A 16114-nucleotide genomic window follows, 5' to 3' on the forward strand; every position below is an offset into this window, starting at 1 on the left:
GCCCTTCAGGTGCGTTTTGCACGCACAACACCTGCTTTTTCGGCTGGTAGCCGGTGTTTCAGACAATTGCCTTACTTAAACGGTGGAAGTTGAAAGTCAGGTTTTGTCAGCCACAACGCGAACGGGTTCGAACTTGGCGACTACGGGTGTACCACCCTTGGGGCCTTTAGGCTTTTCCGCCATGCTCATAATCGCATAGGCGAACTGAACCCCTGCAAACACGATGCCGTTCATGAACCAGATCATGGCCAGCGCAATCAGGCCAACGTCAGAGCCAAAGATCAGACCGCGCAGATTGGCGACGTTCAATGCCAGCAGCACCCCAACAAAAACAGCCGAGATAACAAATCCCCATGCAACTTGCGTGATATATAGGCGGATCAGTTTGGGCATGACAAAGCTCCTTGTCTGATACGGTGATGATAGCGCATGGTCAGGCAGAGTAAACTGCTGCCCCAAGGGGTGCGACACTGTATTCGGAGTTTCCATGAACGCCCTCAGCCTGTTCACGCTTGACCTGCTTGAAGAGCTCTCTCTGCGTCACGACGATCAGGAGCGTTGGGAATTCACATTAGACCGGCTGGCAGAGATTGGGTTCAACGCCCTGAACATGCTTTGCTTTACGCCCGAGACGGGCGCAATTCATTGGGTGCGCAGCTCAATGTCCAAAGGTTGGCTGAATCGCTATGACGCTGAAGGATACGCAGAAGCGGACCCCATGTTGGCGCAAGTTCAGAACGGAAAAGACAGTCTTTACGTGCAGGCTGCAAGCTTGAAATCGGCGGATGGTCACTCGAACAAAGCGATGGCCCTGAACCACGACTTGCAAAAGGCCGGCTATATCCATCTTTATTCTCTGGTCGTGCCCTGCCCAGACAATGAGGCTAAACTGGTGGTTCTGTCTTCTGCCCAACCAGAGGCGCAGGATATGATGACGGATCAACAGCGAGAAATGCGTGTTTTGGCCACCGTTCTGGCCACCAACCTCGGGTCGGATATTCCCAGCAATCATGGCCGCGTCTACGACATCACCAGTATCGCACCAACTGCGCCGGACCTTTCGCCGCGCGAACTGCAGGTCATGAACCTGCTCGCACTGGGGCATCGCAATGACAGGATTGCCGAGCTGCTGGGTTTGTCTGAAATCACCGTGCGCACTCACCTGAAAAGCGCGCGCGACAAGTTGCGGGCTCCGACACGCGAATCGGCGCTGGTCCGTGCAATGCAACTTGGGCTGATCGACCCGCAGGGCTATCGGAATCGATAGCTGTTACGCCGACGGCGTTCCGCTAAAGTTTTGGTGTCTTGGGATAAAACTGTGAGTGGTGGAGGCCGAAGGCTTTTTTGAACGAGGTATTTTTAAAGTTCAGGCGCAGCTAAACTCGTGGCTGCGCCTTATTCTTTTCACCGGATAACTTGGCTCAGAACGCCTCGGGCTGAGCTTCGCGCGCCATGTGGTCCAACACGGCGTTGACGAATTTGGGCTCTTTGCCTTCAGGGAAGAACGCACGTGCCACATCGACGAATTCAGTGATGACCACCTTCGGCGGCGTATCGCTTTGCGTCAGTTCGGCGCCCGCCGCTCGGAACGTGGCGCGTAAGGTGGGATCGATACGTGCGATTGGCCATTTTGCGACCAGTGCCCGGTCCGTCATCTGATCAATCGACGCCTGATAATTCACGGCGTTTTCGACCAGCTTGCGGAAGACCGAGATATCGCCGTCCAGCATTTCCTCACCTTCGTAGACAGCGCCAAACCGGTGATCCAGAAACTCGTTCACGACCTGCTCGGTCGTCTGTCCCGATTGCTCCATCTGAAACAGCGCCTGCACGGCATACAGCCGGGCGGCGGATTTCATCAGGCGTTTCTGGTTGGCCGGTTTCGGCGCGTCTGTCTGGGTCATGCTGTCGTGGGTCCGTTGCTATCGCCCGCCACTAGGATGGACTCGGACGGGGGTTTGAACCCGACGCCCTTTTTGGAAGAGCCCCACTTACGGCTGAGTGCAATCAGATGCAAGGCCGCAGCGGCTGCTCCGCCGCCTTTATTCATCTTTTCGGGATTTGCGCGGACTTCGGCCTGATCGTCATTTTCGACGGTCAGGATACCGTTGCCGATCATCAGGCCCTGCAGGCCCATCAACTGAATGGCGCGGCTGGAGTCGTTGCAGACGGTTTCGTAATGCGTGGTCTCGCCACGGATAACGCAACCCAACGCCACGTAGCCGTCATAGTTGCACTGACGATCCGCCATCGCGATCGCAGTGGGAATTTCCAGCGCGCCGGGGACTTCAACCACGTCGCAAGTCCCACCTGCCCCTTCGATCTCAGCCTTTGCGCCAGCAACCAGATTATCTGCAATGGCACGATAGAACGGTGCCACCACGACCAGCAGTTTCACCGGTTTATCAAAGGTCGGTGTCGGCAATACGCCGTGTTTGTCTTGTTCAGCCACGATCAATTATCCTTGAGAATGGAACGGGTGCCAACGATGGAGATGCCAAATGCGTCGAGCCCCAGATATTTCGTTTCCGGCGTATCGGTTAGCAACACCAATTCTTGAATGCCCATCTTTGACAGGATCTGCGCACCCAAACCGGTTTGCTTAATGGTGCGTGGACCTTCGTCCTCGGTTGCGTAAAGCGAGTTGCGCGGTTCACGGAACAGGCAAACCACGCCGCGCCCTTCGGCTGCGATCTTTTCCATCGCCCGGGGCAATTCCTGCGGTGATTTTGGTCCCAGCCCCAGAACATCGGGCGCTTCATGTAGCGCATGGGTTCGGGTCAAAACCGGCTCGGGTGTGGTGATGTCGCCTTTGACCATGACCACATGCTCGATGCCATGGGTCTGATCGGTGAACAGACGCATTTCCCATTCGCCGCCGAATTCAGACGTCACCGTCTTGCGTGAGGTTTCAACGACCAGATTGTCATTACGGGAACGGTACGTGATCAGATCGCTGATCGTGCCGATCTTCATGTCGTGTTCTTTGGCGAACGCGACCAGATCGGGCAGACGGGCCATGGTGCCATCAGGCTTCATGATCTCACAGATCACACCCGATGGGTTCAGACCGGCAAGGCGCGAGATATCCACGGCAGCCTCGGTATGGCCTGCACGCACCAGCACCCCGCCCCGTTTGGCACGCAGGGGGAAGATGTGGCCCGGCGTCGCGATGTGCGCCATCGTGTTCTGTTCGTTGATCGCCGTCGCCACGGTCAGGGCACGGTCAGCTGCGGAAATCCCGGTCGAGACACCCTCGCGCGCTTCGATTGACACGGTGAACGCCGTTTCGTGACGGGATGAATTGTTCACCGCCATCATTGGTAAACCAAGAGAGTCAACGCGCTCAGCGGTCATCGGCAAGCAAATCAGGCCACGCCCATGAGTGGCCATAAAGTTGATCGCCTCGGCATCCGCGAATTCGGCGGCGATGACCAGATCACCCTCGTTTTCGCGATCTTCGTGATCGACCAGAATGTACATCCGGCCCTTGCGCGCCTCTTCGATGATATCTTCGATCGGGCTGATCGCGTCACGCAGCTGGGCCTCGACCGGGCCGGGGGTTTCAAAGCTCATGGGGCAGCCTTTCACAAGAGCATGTTTGAACGGCTGGATAGACCACCAAGCGCTCAAAGACCAGAGCGCTTGCGGCTACGCATCGCCGAAACACGGCGTCTAATCCGTTGCCTCAGGACATTTCGGCCAAACGGGCAACGTACCGGGCCAGTGTGTCAATCTCGAGGTTCACCCGGTCACCAACCGCGACTTCGCCCCAAGTGGTCACTTCCTTGGTGTGGGGGATGAAGTTGATGCCGAAATCGCAGCCATCCACGTCGTTGACCGTCAGCGAGGTTCCATTCAGGGCAACGGATCCCTTTGGAGCAATGAAACGGGCTAATTCCCTGGGGGCGCGCAACGTCACGCGAGTACTGTCCCCTTCATCCTGAACGGCAACCACATCGGCCACACCGTCGACGTGGCCCGACACGATATGTCCCCCCAGTTCATCCCCGACCTTGAGGGCCCGCTCTAGGTTCACACGCTTGCCCAATTTCCAGTTGTCGAGATTGGTTTTTGACACCGTCTCAGCGCTGATCTGAACGTCGTACCAGTCATCCCCAAGGGCGATCACGGTCAGACAGACGCCATCGCTTGCAATGGAGGCGCCGATATCGATGCCAGCGGTGTCGTAGCCCGTTTTGATCCGCGCTCGCAGATCTCCCTGCTGATCCAACTCGGTGACAGTGCCGATATCGGTGACGATCCCTGTGAACATTGCGTTTATCCTTAGCTTTTAACCTGTGCCCAATTGTCCACGCCGAGGTAAGCCTAAGCAGCGCTGCGGGCAAGCCTCGCCTTGCCGTGATTGATGTAAACAGGCATAAATTTGGCACCAAACACTAATGAGCAGCACGGATGCCACCACTCACCACGCGCTCGCAACGCCGGGTGTTCCTGTTCTTGCAGGGACCACATGGCCCGTTTTTCAGCGCCTTGGCCCGCGCACTCCGCGCCGCCGGTTCCGATGTGCTGCGCGTGGGCTTCAACGCGGGGGATCAGGCATTCTGGTTTGATCGCAACAGCTATATCCCGTTCCTGGACCATTCTGAACAGTGGCCCGAAAAGCTGTCCGAGCTGATCCAAACTTACGACGTAACGGATATCGTGCTTTACGGTGACACACGGCCGGTACATGCACATGCTGTGGCCGTTGCGCGAACTATGGGCATAATTGTCCACGTGTTCGAGGAAGGATACTTGAGGCCCTGGTGGGTCACATACGAACGCACGGGATCAAACGGAAACTCGCGCCTGATGTCACTGGACGTCGAGCAGATGCAGCACGCGCTGGACCAATCCGACATTCAGGTTCCACCTCCGCCATCCCATTGGGGCGACATGCGGCAGCACATCTTTTACGGCGCGCTGTATCACTGGTTCGTGCTCTTCCTGAATCAACGCTATCGCAACTTCAAACCCCATCGGGAACTACCGGTCTCAAAAGAGTTCCGCCTCTATTTCAAACGGTTGGCTCTCATGCCGTTTCACAGAATTCGACGCCGCTGGGCCACAGCGCGCGTTCGGAAAAGCGGCTCTCCCTATCACCTTGCTTTATTGCAATTGGGGCATGACAGTTCCGTGCAATCCCATTCCAGCTATTCCTGCATGTCAGATTTTCTGGAGCATGTGATTGCCGGGTTTGCCAAAGGCGCGCCGACGCACCACCAACTTGTGCTCAAAGAGCATCCGCTTGAAAACCACCGTGAGCCTTTGCGGTGCAGGGCCCGTCAGATTGCCCGCGCGCATGGGGTGGCAGATCGCGTACACTATGTTCCCGGGGGCAAGCTGGCCCGTTTGCTGGACGATGCGAACTCGGCCGTCACAATAAATTCCACTGCAGGCCAGCAAGTGTTGTGGCGGGGTATTCCCTTGCGCATTTTCGGGCGATCCGTCTATGACAAACCCGAATTTGTTTCGCGGCAGGCTATCACAGAGTTCTTTGCGACGCCCCAGGCGCCGGACCACAAGGCCTATAGAGCTTATAGGCAATTTCTGTTGAATACCAGCCAGTTACCGGGCGGCTTTTATTCACTTCGCGGCCGCCGGCAATTGCTGCGCCGCGCGGCTGACATGATGTTGTGCTCGCAGGATCCATACCAGACCGTGCTTTCCAGCAAAGAGGCACCAACGCCACAGTTGAAACTCGTCGAGTAGAACGCGCCGCTTGGTGCTGGATGTTAAAGCGCAACCAAGCTAACGTGTCGCAAACAAAAGACGACTGAGGATTTACGGCAGTGAATTGCTTTCCATTTCGCTGGGTGCGAGGGGCATCTCTTGTGGCCGTATTCGGCCTGCTGGCCGCGTGCCAACTTCCCAAATCAGGCCCCAACAAGAACGAGATTTTGGCGGGTGCCGTGGAAAACGGTGGTAACGCCTTTGTCGTTGAAGTGGACGACCGCGTCACACGCGCCACATCCGCGATTCCACAATTCGGGTTCTCGTCTACATTCACCAGCGCCCAGAACCTGACGGCGGACACCGTTCGCCCCGGCGATGTTTTGGGATTGACGATCTGGGAGAATGTCGACGATGGTCTGCTATCGGGCGAAGTGGGCTCGTCAACTTTGCTGAATGAAGTCCAGGTGGACAGCGCAGGTTTTATCTTTGTGCCCTACGCCGGGCGCGTGCGCGCCGCGGGAAACACACCGGAGCAGCTGCGCCAGGTTATTACCGACAAGCTGCGGGATCAGACTCCTGATCCTCAGGTCGAAGTGCGCCGGGTTGCGGGCGATGGCTCGACCGTTTCGCTGACCGGCACCATTGGCGCACCGGGTATCTACCCGATAGAACGGCCCACGCGCACCCTGTCGGGAATGCTCTCGCGAGCCGGTGGCGTCGCAGTCGGCTCAGATATTGCTCTCGTGACGTTGATGCGGGGCAATGAAAAGGGGACTGTCTGGTACGAAGACCTGTTCAGCAATCCCAAGCTGGACGTGGCTTTGCGCGGCGGTGACCGGATTCTGGTAGAAGCCGACAGCCGGTCCTACATCGCCCTCGGCGCAACGGGCGGCCAATCGCGCGTTGCATTTGACAGTCAGGACCTATCGGCGCTTGAGGCGTTGGCTCAGGTCGGCGGATTGCTGTCGTTGTCCTCGGATCCAACCGGGATTTTCGTTTTGCGCAAGGAACGTCAGGATATCGCCCGTTCTGTCATGGGCCGTCAGGACCTGCAGGGCGACCAGCGCATGATCTATCTGCTGAACCTGACCGCGCCAAACGGGCTGTTCATTGCTCGGGACTTCGTGATCCGCGACGACGATACGATTTACGTAACCGAGGCCCCGTATGCACAGTGGACCAAGTCCATTTCTCTGATCGCGGGCGGCCTGACGCCGCTTGCAAACGTCGCCACACTGACGGGCAACTGATGTCTCTGGAAACAACAGCCGGGTCCCAGCGTACCCGGCTGCTTGTCTATAACGGCGGCTTCCTGACATCCCGCCGAATACACCGCATTCTGTCTCTTGCCGGCTATGATGTTCGCCTTGGCTTGCCCAAAGAAAGCGACGTCATAGGGGTCTGGGGTAACAGTCCAACCGCCCATCGCGGCCTGAGCATGGCGGCCCGACACAACACCCCGGTCTTGCGCGTCGAAGACGCCTTCCTGCGATCTTTGCATCCGGGCCGCAGCGGCGAACCTCCTATGGGTTTACTGCTTGACCGGTCCGGGATGCATTTCGACCCAGCGCAAGCGTCTGATCTGGAAGCCCTGCTGGCGACCCACCCGCTGGACGATACCGCCCTGCTGAACCGAGCGCGCGGCGGGATTGAGCGGATGCGCGACCTGCACCTCAGCAAGTACTCCGCTTTCGATCTGTCCGTTCAGCCACCGGACCCCGGATACGTGCTGGTTGTGGATCAGGCACGCGACGACGCAGCCGTTGCCGCTAGTGGAGGTGATCACGCCCGGTTTCGGGAAATGCTGGTCATGGCGCAAGAGGAAAACCCCGGTGCCAGAATACTGATCAAGACACACCCCGATACTATTGCCGGACATCGGGCCGGATACTACTCGGAGGTTGATCAAAATGACTGGGTGTCCGTCATCAATACCCCCATCAGCCCCTGGTCGTTGCTGGAAGGTGCCGTCGGTGTCTACACCCTGTCCTCGCAAATGGGGTTTGAAGCGATTTTGGCAGGGCATAAGCCGCGCGTTTTTGGTCAACCTTTCTATGCGGGTTGGGGCCTGACACAGGATGAAGGCCACCTGCCGCGCCGCCAGCGCAACCTGACGCGGGCGCAACTGTTTGCCGCCGCGATGATCCTCTATCCGGCTTGGTACGACCCATACAGGGACCAACTATGCGAGCTGGAAACCGTTCTGGACACGTTAGAAGCCCGAACGCGGGCGTGGCGGCAGGATCACAAGGGGTGGACAGCTTCTGGCATGCGCCTGTGGAAGCGGAAACACCTGCAACAGATTTTTGGGCGCGAGAAGAAGATCAGATTTACCGACGGTGTCCCTGAGAAATCGGACCGGCCGCACATGGTCTGGGCCAGTCAGGCCCGCGGCGTGGAAAACGCGGTCCGCGTCGAGGATGGCTTCCTGCGTTCACGCGGGTTGGGTGCCGAATTGGTGCCGCCTCTTTCATTGGCAACCGACGATCAGGGCATCTATTACGACCCGACACATCCGAGCCAGTTGGAAGAGTTCATAGCCACCCGCGAAACTCTAAGGCACGATCAGGAAATGCGCGCTGAAAGGCTTGTCGCACAAATCGTTTCCGCACAGATCAGCAAGTATAACATCGGCGGCAGCGCTCCCGATTTACCTGAAGGACACCGGATACTTGTGCCTGGCCAGGTCGAGGACGATGCCTCGATCCTGCTCGGAACCAGCAATGTGCGTACCAATACCGAGCTGTTGCGCGCGGTCCGCGAGGCAAACCCGAATGCCGTATTAATCTACAAACCACACCCAGATGTCGAAGCCCGCTTGCGCGATGGGGCCATCGACGCACAAGGCCTGGCTGACGTTATCGCCAGTCAATGTGATCCGGCGGAGTTACTACCGCAGGTGCACGAGGTCTGGACCATGACCTCGCTGCTGGGGTTCGAGGCCTTGATGCGAGGGGTACGCGTAACAACGCTTGGGGCACCGTTTTACGCGGGCTGGGGTCTGACAACTGATCTTGGAACCGTTCCGGTCCGCCGTGGCGCACGGCCTTCGCTCTGGGGATTGGTCCACGCGGCTCTGATTGACTATCCCCGGTATTTTGATCCAGTCGCAGGTGACCCCTGCCCGGTCGAAGTTGCAGTGGAGCGGCTGTCACAAGGCGTTACGCCTAAAGGTGGCCCAGCCGTTCGGATACTCTCGAAACTTCAAGGCGCATTTGCCACCCACACGCACCTATGGCGCCGTTAACGCAGTGCCCGTGCCCAACGATGCATCACGTCCGGCCCTATGGCATGGGACTCGATCAGTTTGAAACGGGGCGCGGCGTCCAGCTTGTCCAACCCAAGCGCGCCAACGGCTGACAGCCCCTCGGCACCGATGGTCAACCCGGCAGTGAACCCCACCAGCTCATCCACAAGGTCGGCGGCCAGCAGAGACGCAGCCAGGGCCGCACCGCCCTCGCAGAACACGCGCGTCAAACCCGCCTGCCCCAGCTGTTGCAACAGGTCTGTCGCGTCAATCTGATGATCGCTCAGGGCGCAGGGCACCAATTGCGCCCCCAGTCCTTCCCAGGCGCGTGCGCGCTCGGCATCCGGAGATGGGCCATGACACAGCCATACCGGAACCTCGGAAGCGGTGCGCGCAAGTTGCCCCATCAGGGGAATGTCCAAATGCCGCGAAACGACAACCCGAACCGGCTGCGCCTCAACACCGAGATCGCGAACCGTCAAAGACGGGTCGTCGGCACGGGCGGTACCTGCCCCGACCATAACTGCGTCGTGACGCGCACGCATCGCGTGAACGGCCCTTCGAGCCTTGGGGCCGGTAATCCACTGACTGTGGCCGCTGGCGGTGGCAATCCGCCCGTCAAAGCTGCTGGCGAGTTTCAAAGTGACAAATGGCCGGCCCTGCTCGGTCTTCAGAAAGAACCCCGCGTGATCGCGCGCGGCCTGCTCGGCCAGAACGCCGGTAGTGACCTCAATCCCTGCCGCGCGCAACATATCAATGCCCTGCCCGGCCACGCGAGGATCGCTGTCTTCGATCGCTGAAACGACCCGCGACACGCCAGCATTGATCAGCGCCTCGGCACAAGGTGGTGTTTTTCCGAAATGAGAACAAGGCTCTAACGAGACATACGCCGTTGCGCCGCGCGCCGCTTCTCCGGCCTGGGCCAACGCTTGGGGTTCTGCATGAGGTCGGCCACCCGGTTGGGTCCAGCCGCGCCCCACAATGCGCCCTTGGCGCACAATCACACAGCCGACGGCCGGGTTTGGCCAGCACGTCCCTTGACCGCGTCGACCCAAGGAAAGGGCCAACGCCATGTATCGCTTATCTGTTTCGCTCACTCGTCCGTCGAAGGCTGCGGCGGGCGCAGTTCGTGGACAAACTCCTCGAAATCATCGGCCGCCTGGAAATTCTTGTATACGCTCGCAAAGCGAACATAGGCGACGGTATCGATCCGCGCCAGAGCTTCCATGACGATCTCGCCGATTTTGCTGGACGGGATGTCAGTCTCGCCCATACTTTCCAGACGGCGCACAATCCCCGAAATCATCTGATCGATCCGCTCCGGGTCGATCGGGCGTTTCTGCATCGAGATACGGATCGAGCGTTCCAGCTTGTCCCGGTCAAAATCCTCGCGTTTGCCATTGGTCTTGATGACAACCAGATCGCGCAGTTGAACGCGTTCGTATGTGGTAAACCGTCCACCGCAAGCGGGGCAGAACCGACGCCTGCGGATCGCGACGTGATCCTCTGCCGGGCGTGAATCTTTAACCTGAGTATCGATATTTCCGCAAAACGGGCAGCGCATCCGCCGTCTCCTCGTCCCTTGTTCCGCCTCTTTTTGTAAGTGCTATGGCTTACTTATCCACAACTATAGGGCAGCCGCTAGGGTTTGGGTAGCCGGAATTTTTCACCGCAAGATAAAGGGGTCAGGCGAAATGTGCTGCGACCCGCCGGACGTGCGGCGCATTACGGTGTTCGAACAGATAGATGCCTTGCCACGTTCCCAGCACCATTTGACCTAAAGACACTGGAACAGACAGCGACACAGGCAATAGCGCGGCCTTGATATGGGCAGGCATATCGTCAGGGCCTTCGTAAGTATGCCGCAAATATGCCATGGCGGGATGATCGGATGGCGGAACCAGCCTTTCAAAAAAGGCGCGCAGATCCGTTTGCACTTCGGGATCGGCATTTTCCTGAATGGCCAGCGAGCACGATGTATGCCGCACAAACAACGTCAGCAAACCGTCGCCTGAGACCGAGTTGAGCCAGTTGCGCACGTCCGAGGTGAATTCGTACAGCCCCGGACCTTTCGTCGAAATAATAAACTCGGTCTGCATTCGGTTGTCAGTCCTGGATCAGTTGAAGAACGGGCGGACGTTGCAACGACCGTTTGCGCCCTGAACCGACATGCTTTCGCCGGGGGTAAAGCCGGACGATATCGAGCTGCTTTGCTGGGCAACCCCCCCTTTGGGCGGCGCTATCGAAAACTTAACGGAGGTCCGCCGCCCCGTTGCTTCACTAGGCCCGTAGCCACGCACAACGTAAATGCGCTGCTGCCAGCCGGCACCCAGTGTTCTGCGAGCAAAATCCGCAGCCGCGCACCAGTACCCGTCAACATCGCGTCGCGTTCGCGGAATTACTTCGAATACCGTACTGCTCAACGCGACCGTCTGATATCCATTGCGCGCGGCGGATGCAGTTACGGGCACACTCAATAAGAACGCGGCGGAAACCGCTAAAGTCACAACCTTTTTCATAATCATACTCTTTCCTGTTACGAGGTGATTTTTGAAATAGTATACTTCCTAAACGGGCAAAGCCGGTTCACAATCAATTCAGTCTTTGACCACCTGCGCGTGATCGGACGTTAACCAGCCCTGGTATCGGATCAAAGCCCCGAGGAACGGCATATCAGCAGACACGTCGAACCGGAACCGGCCTTCGCCATCCTCCCATTCCACGGTCCTTGAACGCGGTAGCATGAACTTAGGGCAAGGAATGCCCAAAAAGCTGAGACGCTTGATCCGGATCGACAAACGCCCATCCTCAAATATCGGCACGAGCCAAATTGAGAGCTGGCCAAATCGTTCACGGACACAGCCAAGGTCATGGTCATAGGTAAGCCGGGAGCGAGTTGTGTGACCATCAAAATCGCGTGTCCAGACCCAGACAGGCCCGTCCCGATCTACCTTGAGCTGCACCGCAACATCCTTACCCTCGGGTGGCATTTGCCCAAGGCGCAACGCCAATCCGATGAACCGCCCCGAACCCGTTTCGACCGTGCACCGGCCCGAATACTGACCAGAACCGCCATGCAGCATTTCGATGGCCTTTGGCAGCTCCGCCCGCGCGGGAATGGCCTGCAAAAAGGGATCCGGTTTCAATCAGAACCCCTCGGGCAGGAAACGGGACCGCAACGCAGGGTCCGGGACCATACACGTGGCCGAACGCCCAAAGATCGCGTACCGGTTTTTGGCAATCGCACGATACAGAGGATCTTTAACAAACCCAGGCAGAAGCCTGCAGACCGATAAAGCGGACCAGATCCCCGGTAAATGCCGCATGGCCGCTGCGAACGCATCCAGCCGCTGGTAAACCACGCCGTCGGCGACAACGAGGTTGGTTTCCAAATCCCGTGTGGGCAACCCAAGCTCAGAATACAACCTTTGACCTAAAGGAGACTGCGCGGTGGCAAATCTGAACCGTTGCACCTTGTCCCGCGCCACTATGAATTTAAAAAAAACGGAACACAGAACGCATTCTCCGTCAAAGACGATGAAATCCTGACCATCCGCCAGTTCAGTTGCTCGTTCGGTCATGTCAGATACGCCTGATAATTCCGTTGCATCAGACCATTACACCGCCGCATCAGTCGGGCAATGCGACACTGGGCATCATTGTGGGTTGAATGTGTCGGGGAGCCTCCGGCAGTCTGCACGACAAGTTTCCTGGGCTCTGACCTCATCCCCTAAAAGGTTCCAACCCGACAACGCGCGGAAAATAGTCATACTGGCGACTGCGGTCTTGCGTAATTCCGCCAATGTAATTTGAATATGTGACAGACGATACGCGCCCCTCCGAAAAGACAGCCAAAGTAGATAAAAGTTTAACACTCAGATTAAATGGTCGTAATAAATGGACGTCGATATTGCCCGCATTCAAGTGTTGGCCAGAACGCTGGATCAATGCGCGGAGGATTCCGCAGTTGTTGACCGTGTGTTTGCCAAATGCGGCGTCAGCCGCGAACACATAGCGCCGCCCGTAACGACATTCAGTGCGCACAAAGAAGCTCTTTTCGCCCGTTATGCTTGCGACGCGTTGAACGACGTTACTTTTTCAGCCCGGGCCGGGTTGGCGTTCACCGCATCATCCAGCGTGACCGCCTATATCAGTAAGTACTCGCGGGACCTGAAGCAGGTGGTGGAAAACACGTCGCGTTTTCACAGTCTTATCGACCCAGCATTGTCCTTCACCCTGCGGGTCGCGGGAAACTTCGCTGCAATCGAAGGTGACTGGAAGGACGCCAGTTTCGCCCGGTATCACCGACGGACCGAGTTTCTGATGTTTGCCGCGCTGGCGCGTATTCGTTCCCTGACGCAGACAAATTTCTTCCCTATCGAAATCAGGTTCCAACATGAGGTCGGTGCGAGCAGCAAGCGCTACCAAAAACTGGCGGGCTTTCCGGTGACCTTCGGAGCGGAAAGGCTGGAAATCGTCCTCACTTTGTCCTCGCTGGACTTGCCCGTGCCGACTTATGACCCGAGTTTACGGGAACACCTCCTAGCTTACGGTGACCGCATTTTGGCCGAACGCAGGCAGCCAACGCAACAGCTCAGGGCACAGGTCGAAGGGTTGATCACGCGATCCCTGCCCGGAACGATCATTCAGGCCGACGACGCGGCGGCCAATCTGGGTATGAGCCCACGCACCTTTGCACGGCGGTTGAATGAAGAAGGCACCAGTTATCGCGAGATCGTCGAAGACCTGAGATGCGATCTTGCGCAGACCTTTCTTACGGACGGGATTCCGTTGTCCGAAATTGCCTATTCGCTTGGCTACGCCGACCAGCCAGCCTTTTCGAACGCTTTCAAGAGGTGGACCGGTCAGGCCCCCAGCACATTCCGTAACCGCCTGGAGTCCTGACATTGGGTATGTGGCCGGGGGTCACCAGCGGCAACACCTCGCCCCGGCCTGTCCCATGAGTGGACCTTTAGGATATAGAGATCCTGCGGCCGTCAGCCTTGTGACTTCTCGCCAAATTGAATTGCAAACCGGACATCGTGATCATCACGTAAGCCGGAAAGAAAAAGGCGCCTCGATTAAGGCGCCTTTGACTTTACTGATCCAGGAAAGACCGCAACTTTCGCGACCGGCTGGGATGCTTCAGCTTCCGCAGCGCTTTCGCTTCGATCTGACGGATACGTTCGCGTGTCACGCTAAACTGCTGACCAACCTCTTCCAGCGTATGGTCGGTGTTCATACCGATGCCAAAGCGCATCCGCAGAACACGTTCTTCGCGCGGGGTAAGTGAGGCCAGAACCCGTGTGGTCGTTTCCTTGAGGTTCTCCTGAATGGCGCTGTCCAGCGGCAGCACGGCATTCTTGTCCTCGATGAAATCGCCCAGCTGGCTGTCTTCCTCGTCGCCAATCGGTGTTTCGAGCGAGATCGGTTCCTTGGCGATTTTCATCACTTTGCGAACCTTCTCAAGCGGCATCTGCAGCTTTTCAGCTAGTTCTTCCGGCGTCGGCTCGCGACCAATCTCGTGAAGCATCTGGCGACCGGTCCGAACCAGTTTGTTGATCGTTTCGATCATGTGGACCGGAATACGGATGGTTCGCGCCTGATCTGCGATGGAACGCGTGATCGCCTGACGGATCCACCAGGTCGCGTAGGTCGAGAACTTGTACCCCCGGCGGTATTCGAACTTGTCCACCGCCTTCATCAGGCCGATGTTACCTTCCTGAATAAGATCAAGGAATTGCAGGCCGCGGTTCGTGTACTTTTTGGCGATCGAGATCACCAGACGCAGGTTGGCCTCGACCATTTCCTTCTTGGCCTGACGCGCCTCTTTTTCGCCCTTCTGAACCTGCTGTACGATGCGGCGGAATTCGCTGATATCCAGACCGACATATTGACCGACCTGAGCCATATCGTTGCGCAGTTCCTCGACCTTCGCGGTCGAGCGTTCGATAAACATCTGCCAGCCCCGGCCCGGCTTGTCGGCCATCTCGGCCAGCCAGTTCGGATCCAGCTCGCGGCCACGATAGGCCTCGATGAACTCGCGACGGTTGATGCGAGCCTGGTCAGCCAGCTTCACCATCGCGCTGTCCAGCGACATGATCCGGCGGTTGATACCGTACAACTGGTCGATCAGAGCTTCGATCCGGTTGTTGTGCAGATGCAGGCCGTTCACCAACTCCACAATCTCGGCACGCAGTTTCTGATAGGTTTCTTCGTCCTTCGCAGAGAACGTGCCGTCTTCGTTCAGGGTAGCCGAAATCCGGCTGTCCTGCATTTCCGACAACATGGCGAAGTCGGTCGAGATCCGTTCCAGCGTGGTCAGAACCTGATCCTTCAGCGCGGCTTCCATCGCGGCCAGCGACATGTTGGCCTGATCGTCATCATCGTCGTCGTCATCGTTGTTCAGCGGATTGCCATCGGCATCCAGTTCGGGACCGGTTTCCTTGGCAGGCTTCGCCGCCTGAACGGCAGACGTATCGACAACAGGCTCTTCAACACCGCCGTCTTCATCCAACTGGTTGCCGAACGTGGCCTCCAGGTCAATGACGTCGCGCAGCAGAATGTCTTCCGACAGCAATTCGTCGTGCCAGATGGTGATCGCCTGGAAGGTCAGCGGGCTTTCGCACAGACCAGCAATCATAGTGTTACGCCCTGCTTCGATCCGCTTGGCGATGGCGATCTCGCCCTCACGGCTCAGCAGTTCGACACTGCCCATTTCGCGCAGATACATGCGCACAGGGTCATCGGTGCGATCCAGCTTTTCAGTGGCGGCACCGGCCAGCGCAACCTCACGATTGCTATCGGTGGTGGTCAGTTCGGTCGAGCCTTTATTCTCTTCCTCTTCGGCCTCTTCATCTTCGATGATGTTGATGCCCATCTCGGACAGCATCGACATAACGTCTTCGATCTGTTCCGAGCTCACCTGATCAGGCGGCAGAACCTGATTGAGCTGATCGTAGGTGATGTAGCCTTTCTCGCGAGCCTCAGCGATCATCTTCTTGACCTGGGCCTGGCTCATGTCCAGCGAGATTTCCTGTTCCTGCTCTTCGGATTTGCGATCTTCGGTCGTGTCTTTGGCGGCCATTCAATGCTCCTGCAGGGATGGGTGATTCGTTTGAACCGAATCATTAGCGCGTAGAAGTGATTCGGCCACCCGTTTACCCGTTTTTCTTTTCCAGTGCCTTA

17 protein-coding genes are annotated in these 16114 nt (G+C 57.7%); 5 read left to right on the forward strand and 12 right to left on the reverse strand.

The window, feature by feature from the left end; all coding sequences use genetic code 11:
- Positions 1–96 precede the first annotated feature (96 nt).
- Complete coding sequence (locus ACR0J0_RS09835; protein WP_480663432.1) at positions 97–393, reverse strand: hypothetical protein; 297 nt, start codon at positions 391–393, stop codon at positions 97–99.
- 94 nt (positions 394–487) lie between these two features.
- Here ACR0J0_RS09835 and ACR0J0_RS09840 point away from each other — a divergent pair, with 94 nt between their 5' ends.
- A complete protein-coding gene (locus ACR0J0_RS09840; RefSeq protein WP_480663434.1) occupies positions 488–1267 on the forward strand; it encodes a helix-turn-helix transcriptional regulator in 780 nt (259 codons plus the stop codon).
- Between the two features lie 154 nt (positions 1268–1421).
- Here ACR0J0_RS09840 and nusB read toward each other — a convergent pair whose 3' ends face one another.
- From nusB to ACR0J0_RS09860, 4 genes are all read right to left on the reverse strand, one after another.
- Positions 1422–1904 (reverse strand): transcription antitermination factor NusB, encoded by a 483-nt coding sequence (nusB, locus tag ACR0J0_RS09845; protein WP_480663436.1) that lies wholly within the window; start codon positions 1902–1904, stop codon positions 1422–1424.
- Positions 1901–2452 carry a 6,7-dimethyl-8-ribityllumazine synthase gene (locus ACR0J0_RS09850; RefSeq protein ID WP_480663438.1) on the reverse strand — a complete coding sequence of 184 codons (552 nt, stop codon included), beginning with the start codon at positions 2450–2452 and terminating at the stop codon, positions 1901–1903. Before ACR0J0_RS09850 ends, nusB begins: the two co-directional genes overlap by 4 nt.
- Positions 2453–2454: 2 nt before the next feature.
- The gene (ribB, locus tag ACR0J0_RS09855; protein ID WP_480663440.1) at positions 2455–3576 is read right to left on the reverse strand and encodes a 3,4-dihydroxy-2-butanone-4-phosphate synthase; all 1122 of its coding nucleotides are present in this window, start codon (positions 3574–3576) and stop codon (positions 2455–2457) included.
- A gap of 112 nt (positions 3577–3688) precedes the next feature.
- Complete coding sequence (locus tag ACR0J0_RS09860) at positions 3689–4276, reverse strand: riboflavin synthase (protein WP_480663442.1); 588 nt, start codon at positions 4274–4276, stop codon at positions 3689–3691.
- Between the two features lie 140 nt (positions 4277–4416).
- Between ACR0J0_RS09860 and ACR0J0_RS09865 the strand changes: the two genes are divergently transcribed.
- From ACR0J0_RS09865 to ACR0J0_RS09875, 3 genes are all read left to right on the forward strand, one after another.
- Positions 4417–5715 carry a capsule biosynthesis protein gene (locus ACR0J0_RS09865; RefSeq protein ID WP_480663444.1) on the forward strand — a complete coding sequence of 433 codons (1299 nt, stop codon included), beginning with the start codon at positions 4417–4419 and terminating at the stop codon, positions 5713–5715.
- A gap of 80 nt (positions 5716–5795) precedes the next feature.
- Positions 5796–6929 (forward strand): polysaccharide biosynthesis/export family protein, encoded by a 1134-nt coding sequence (locus ACR0J0_RS09870; RefSeq protein ID WP_480663446.1) that lies wholly within the window; start codon positions 5796–5798, stop codon positions 6927–6929.
- On the forward strand, positions 6929–8926 hold the full coding sequence (locus ACR0J0_RS09875) for a capsular polysaccharide biosynthesis protein (RefSeq protein WP_480663448.1): 1998 nt from the start codon (positions 6929–6931) through the stop codon (positions 8924–8926). The genes ACR0J0_RS09870 and ACR0J0_RS09875 overlap by 1 nt, the downstream gene beginning before the upstream one ends.
- Here the strand turns inward: ACR0J0_RS09875 and ribD are convergent.
- The 6 genes from ribD to ACR0J0_RS09905 form a co-directional block, all read right to left on the reverse strand.
- Positions 8923–10023, reverse strand: coding sequence for a bifunctional diaminohydroxyphosphoribosylaminopyrimidine deaminase/5-amino-6-(5-phosphoribosylamino)uracil reductase RibD (ribD, locus tag ACR0J0_RS09880; protein WP_480663450.1), 1101 nt, complete (start codon positions 10021–10023; stop codon positions 8923–8925). The genes ACR0J0_RS09875 and ribD overlap by 4 nt on opposite strands.
- Entirely contained in the window at positions 10020–10490 is a 471-nt protein-coding gene (nrdR, locus tag ACR0J0_RS09885) for a transcriptional regulator NrdR (protein WP_037307671.1), read from the reverse strand. The genes ribD and nrdR overlap by 4 nt, the downstream gene beginning before the upstream one ends.
- 121 nt (positions 10491–10611) lie before the next feature.
- Positions 10612–11025, reverse strand: a complete 414-nt coding sequence (locus ACR0J0_RS09890) for a secondary thiamine-phosphate synthase enzyme YjbQ (RefSeq protein WP_480663451.1) — start codon at positions 11023–11025, stop codon at positions 10612–10614.
- Between the two features lie 18 nt (positions 11026–11043).
- Positions 11044–11451 (reverse strand): hypothetical protein, encoded by a 408-nt coding sequence (locus tag ACR0J0_RS09895; protein WP_480663452.1) that lies wholly within the window; start codon positions 11449–11451, stop codon positions 11044–11046.
- A 72-nt stretch (positions 11452–11523) separates the two neighbouring features.
- On the reverse strand, positions 11524–12072 hold the full coding sequence (locus ACR0J0_RS09900) for a DUF4166 domain-containing protein (RefSeq protein WP_480663454.1): 549 nt from the start codon (positions 12070–12072) through the stop codon (positions 11524–11526).
- The gene (locus tag ACR0J0_RS09905) at positions 12073–12507 is read right to left on the reverse strand and encodes a thiol-disulfide oxidoreductase DCC family protein (protein WP_480663456.1); all 435 of its coding nucleotides are present in this window, start codon (positions 12505–12507) and stop codon (positions 12073–12075) included.
- A gap of 316 nt (positions 12508–12823) precedes the next feature.
- Between ACR0J0_RS09905 and ACR0J0_RS09910 the strand changes: the two genes are divergently transcribed.
- Positions 12824–13831 (forward strand): helix-turn-helix domain-containing protein, encoded by a 1008-nt coding sequence (locus ACR0J0_RS09910; protein WP_480663458.1) that lies wholly within the window; start codon positions 12824–12826, stop codon positions 13829–13831.
- Between the two features lie 193 nt (positions 13832–14024).
- Here ACR0J0_RS09910 and rpoD read toward each other — a convergent pair whose 3' ends face one another.
- Complete coding sequence (gene rpoD, locus ACR0J0_RS09915) at positions 14025–16013, reverse strand: RNA polymerase sigma factor RpoD (protein ID WP_480663460.1); 1989 nt, start codon at positions 16011–16013, stop codon at positions 14025–14027.
- Positions 16014–16114 lie beyond the last annotated feature (101 nt).

The sequence above is a fragment of the Ruegeria sp. BF12 genome (genome assembly GCF_056538705.1).

What these genes read in the sequence shown, in the direction of transcription:
- ACR0J0_RS09840 (WP_480663434.1), top strand. Translation starts at nt 488, where the DNA reads ATGAACGCCCTCAGCCTGTTCACGCTTGACCTGCTTGAAGAGCTCTCT.
- ACR0J0_RS09875 (WP_480663448.1), top strand. Translation starts at nt 6,929, where the DNA reads ATGTCTCTGGAAACAACAGCCGGGTCCCAGCGTACCCGGCTGCTTGTC.
- ACR0J0_RS09890 (WP_480663451.1), bottom strand. Translation starts at nt 11,025, where the DNA reads ATGCAGACCGAGTTTATTATTTCGACGAAAGGTCCGGGGCTGTACGAA.
- ACR0J0_RS09910 (WP_480663458.1), top strand. Translation starts at nt 12,824, where the DNA reads ATGGACGTCGATATTGCCCGCATTCAAGTGTTGGCCAGAACGCTGGAT.
- ribB (WP_480663440.1), bottom strand. Translation starts at nt 3,576, where the DNA reads ATGAGCTTTGAAACCCCCGGCCCGGTCGAGGCCCAGCTGCGTGACGCG.
- nrdR (WP_037307671.1), bottom strand. Translation starts at nt 10,490, where the DNA reads ATGCGCTGCCCGTTTTGCGGAAATATCGATACTCAGGTTAAAGATTCA.
- ACR0J0_RS09860 (WP_480663442.1), bottom strand. Translation starts at nt 4,276, where the DNA reads ATGTTCACAGGGATCGTCACCGATATCGGCACTGTCACCGAGTTGGAT.
- ACR0J0_RS09895 (WP_480663452.1), bottom strand. Translation starts at nt 11,451, where the DNA reads ATGATTATGAAAAAGGTTGTGACTTTAGCGGTTTCCGCCGCGTTCTTA.
- ACR0J0_RS09905 (WP_480663456.1), bottom strand. Translation starts at nt 12,507, where the DNA reads ATGACCGAACGAGCAACTGAACTGGCGGATGGTCAGGATTTCATCGTC.
- nusB (WP_480663436.1), bottom strand. Translation starts at nt 1,904, where the DNA reads ATGACCCAGACAGACGCGCCGAAACCGGCCAACCAGAAACGCCTGATG.
- ACR0J0_RS09865 (WP_480663444.1), top strand. Translation starts at nt 4,417, where the DNA reads ATGCCACCACTCACCACGCGCTCGCAACGCCGGGTGTTCCTGTTCTTG.
- ACR0J0_RS09835 (WP_480663432.1), bottom strand. Translation starts at nt 393, where the DNA reads ATGCCCAAACTGATCCGCCTATATATCACGCAAGTTGCATGGGGATTT.
- rpoD (WP_480663460.1), bottom strand. Translation starts at nt 16,013, where the DNA reads ATGGCCGCCAAAGACACGACCGAAGATCGCAAATCCGAAGAGCAGGAA.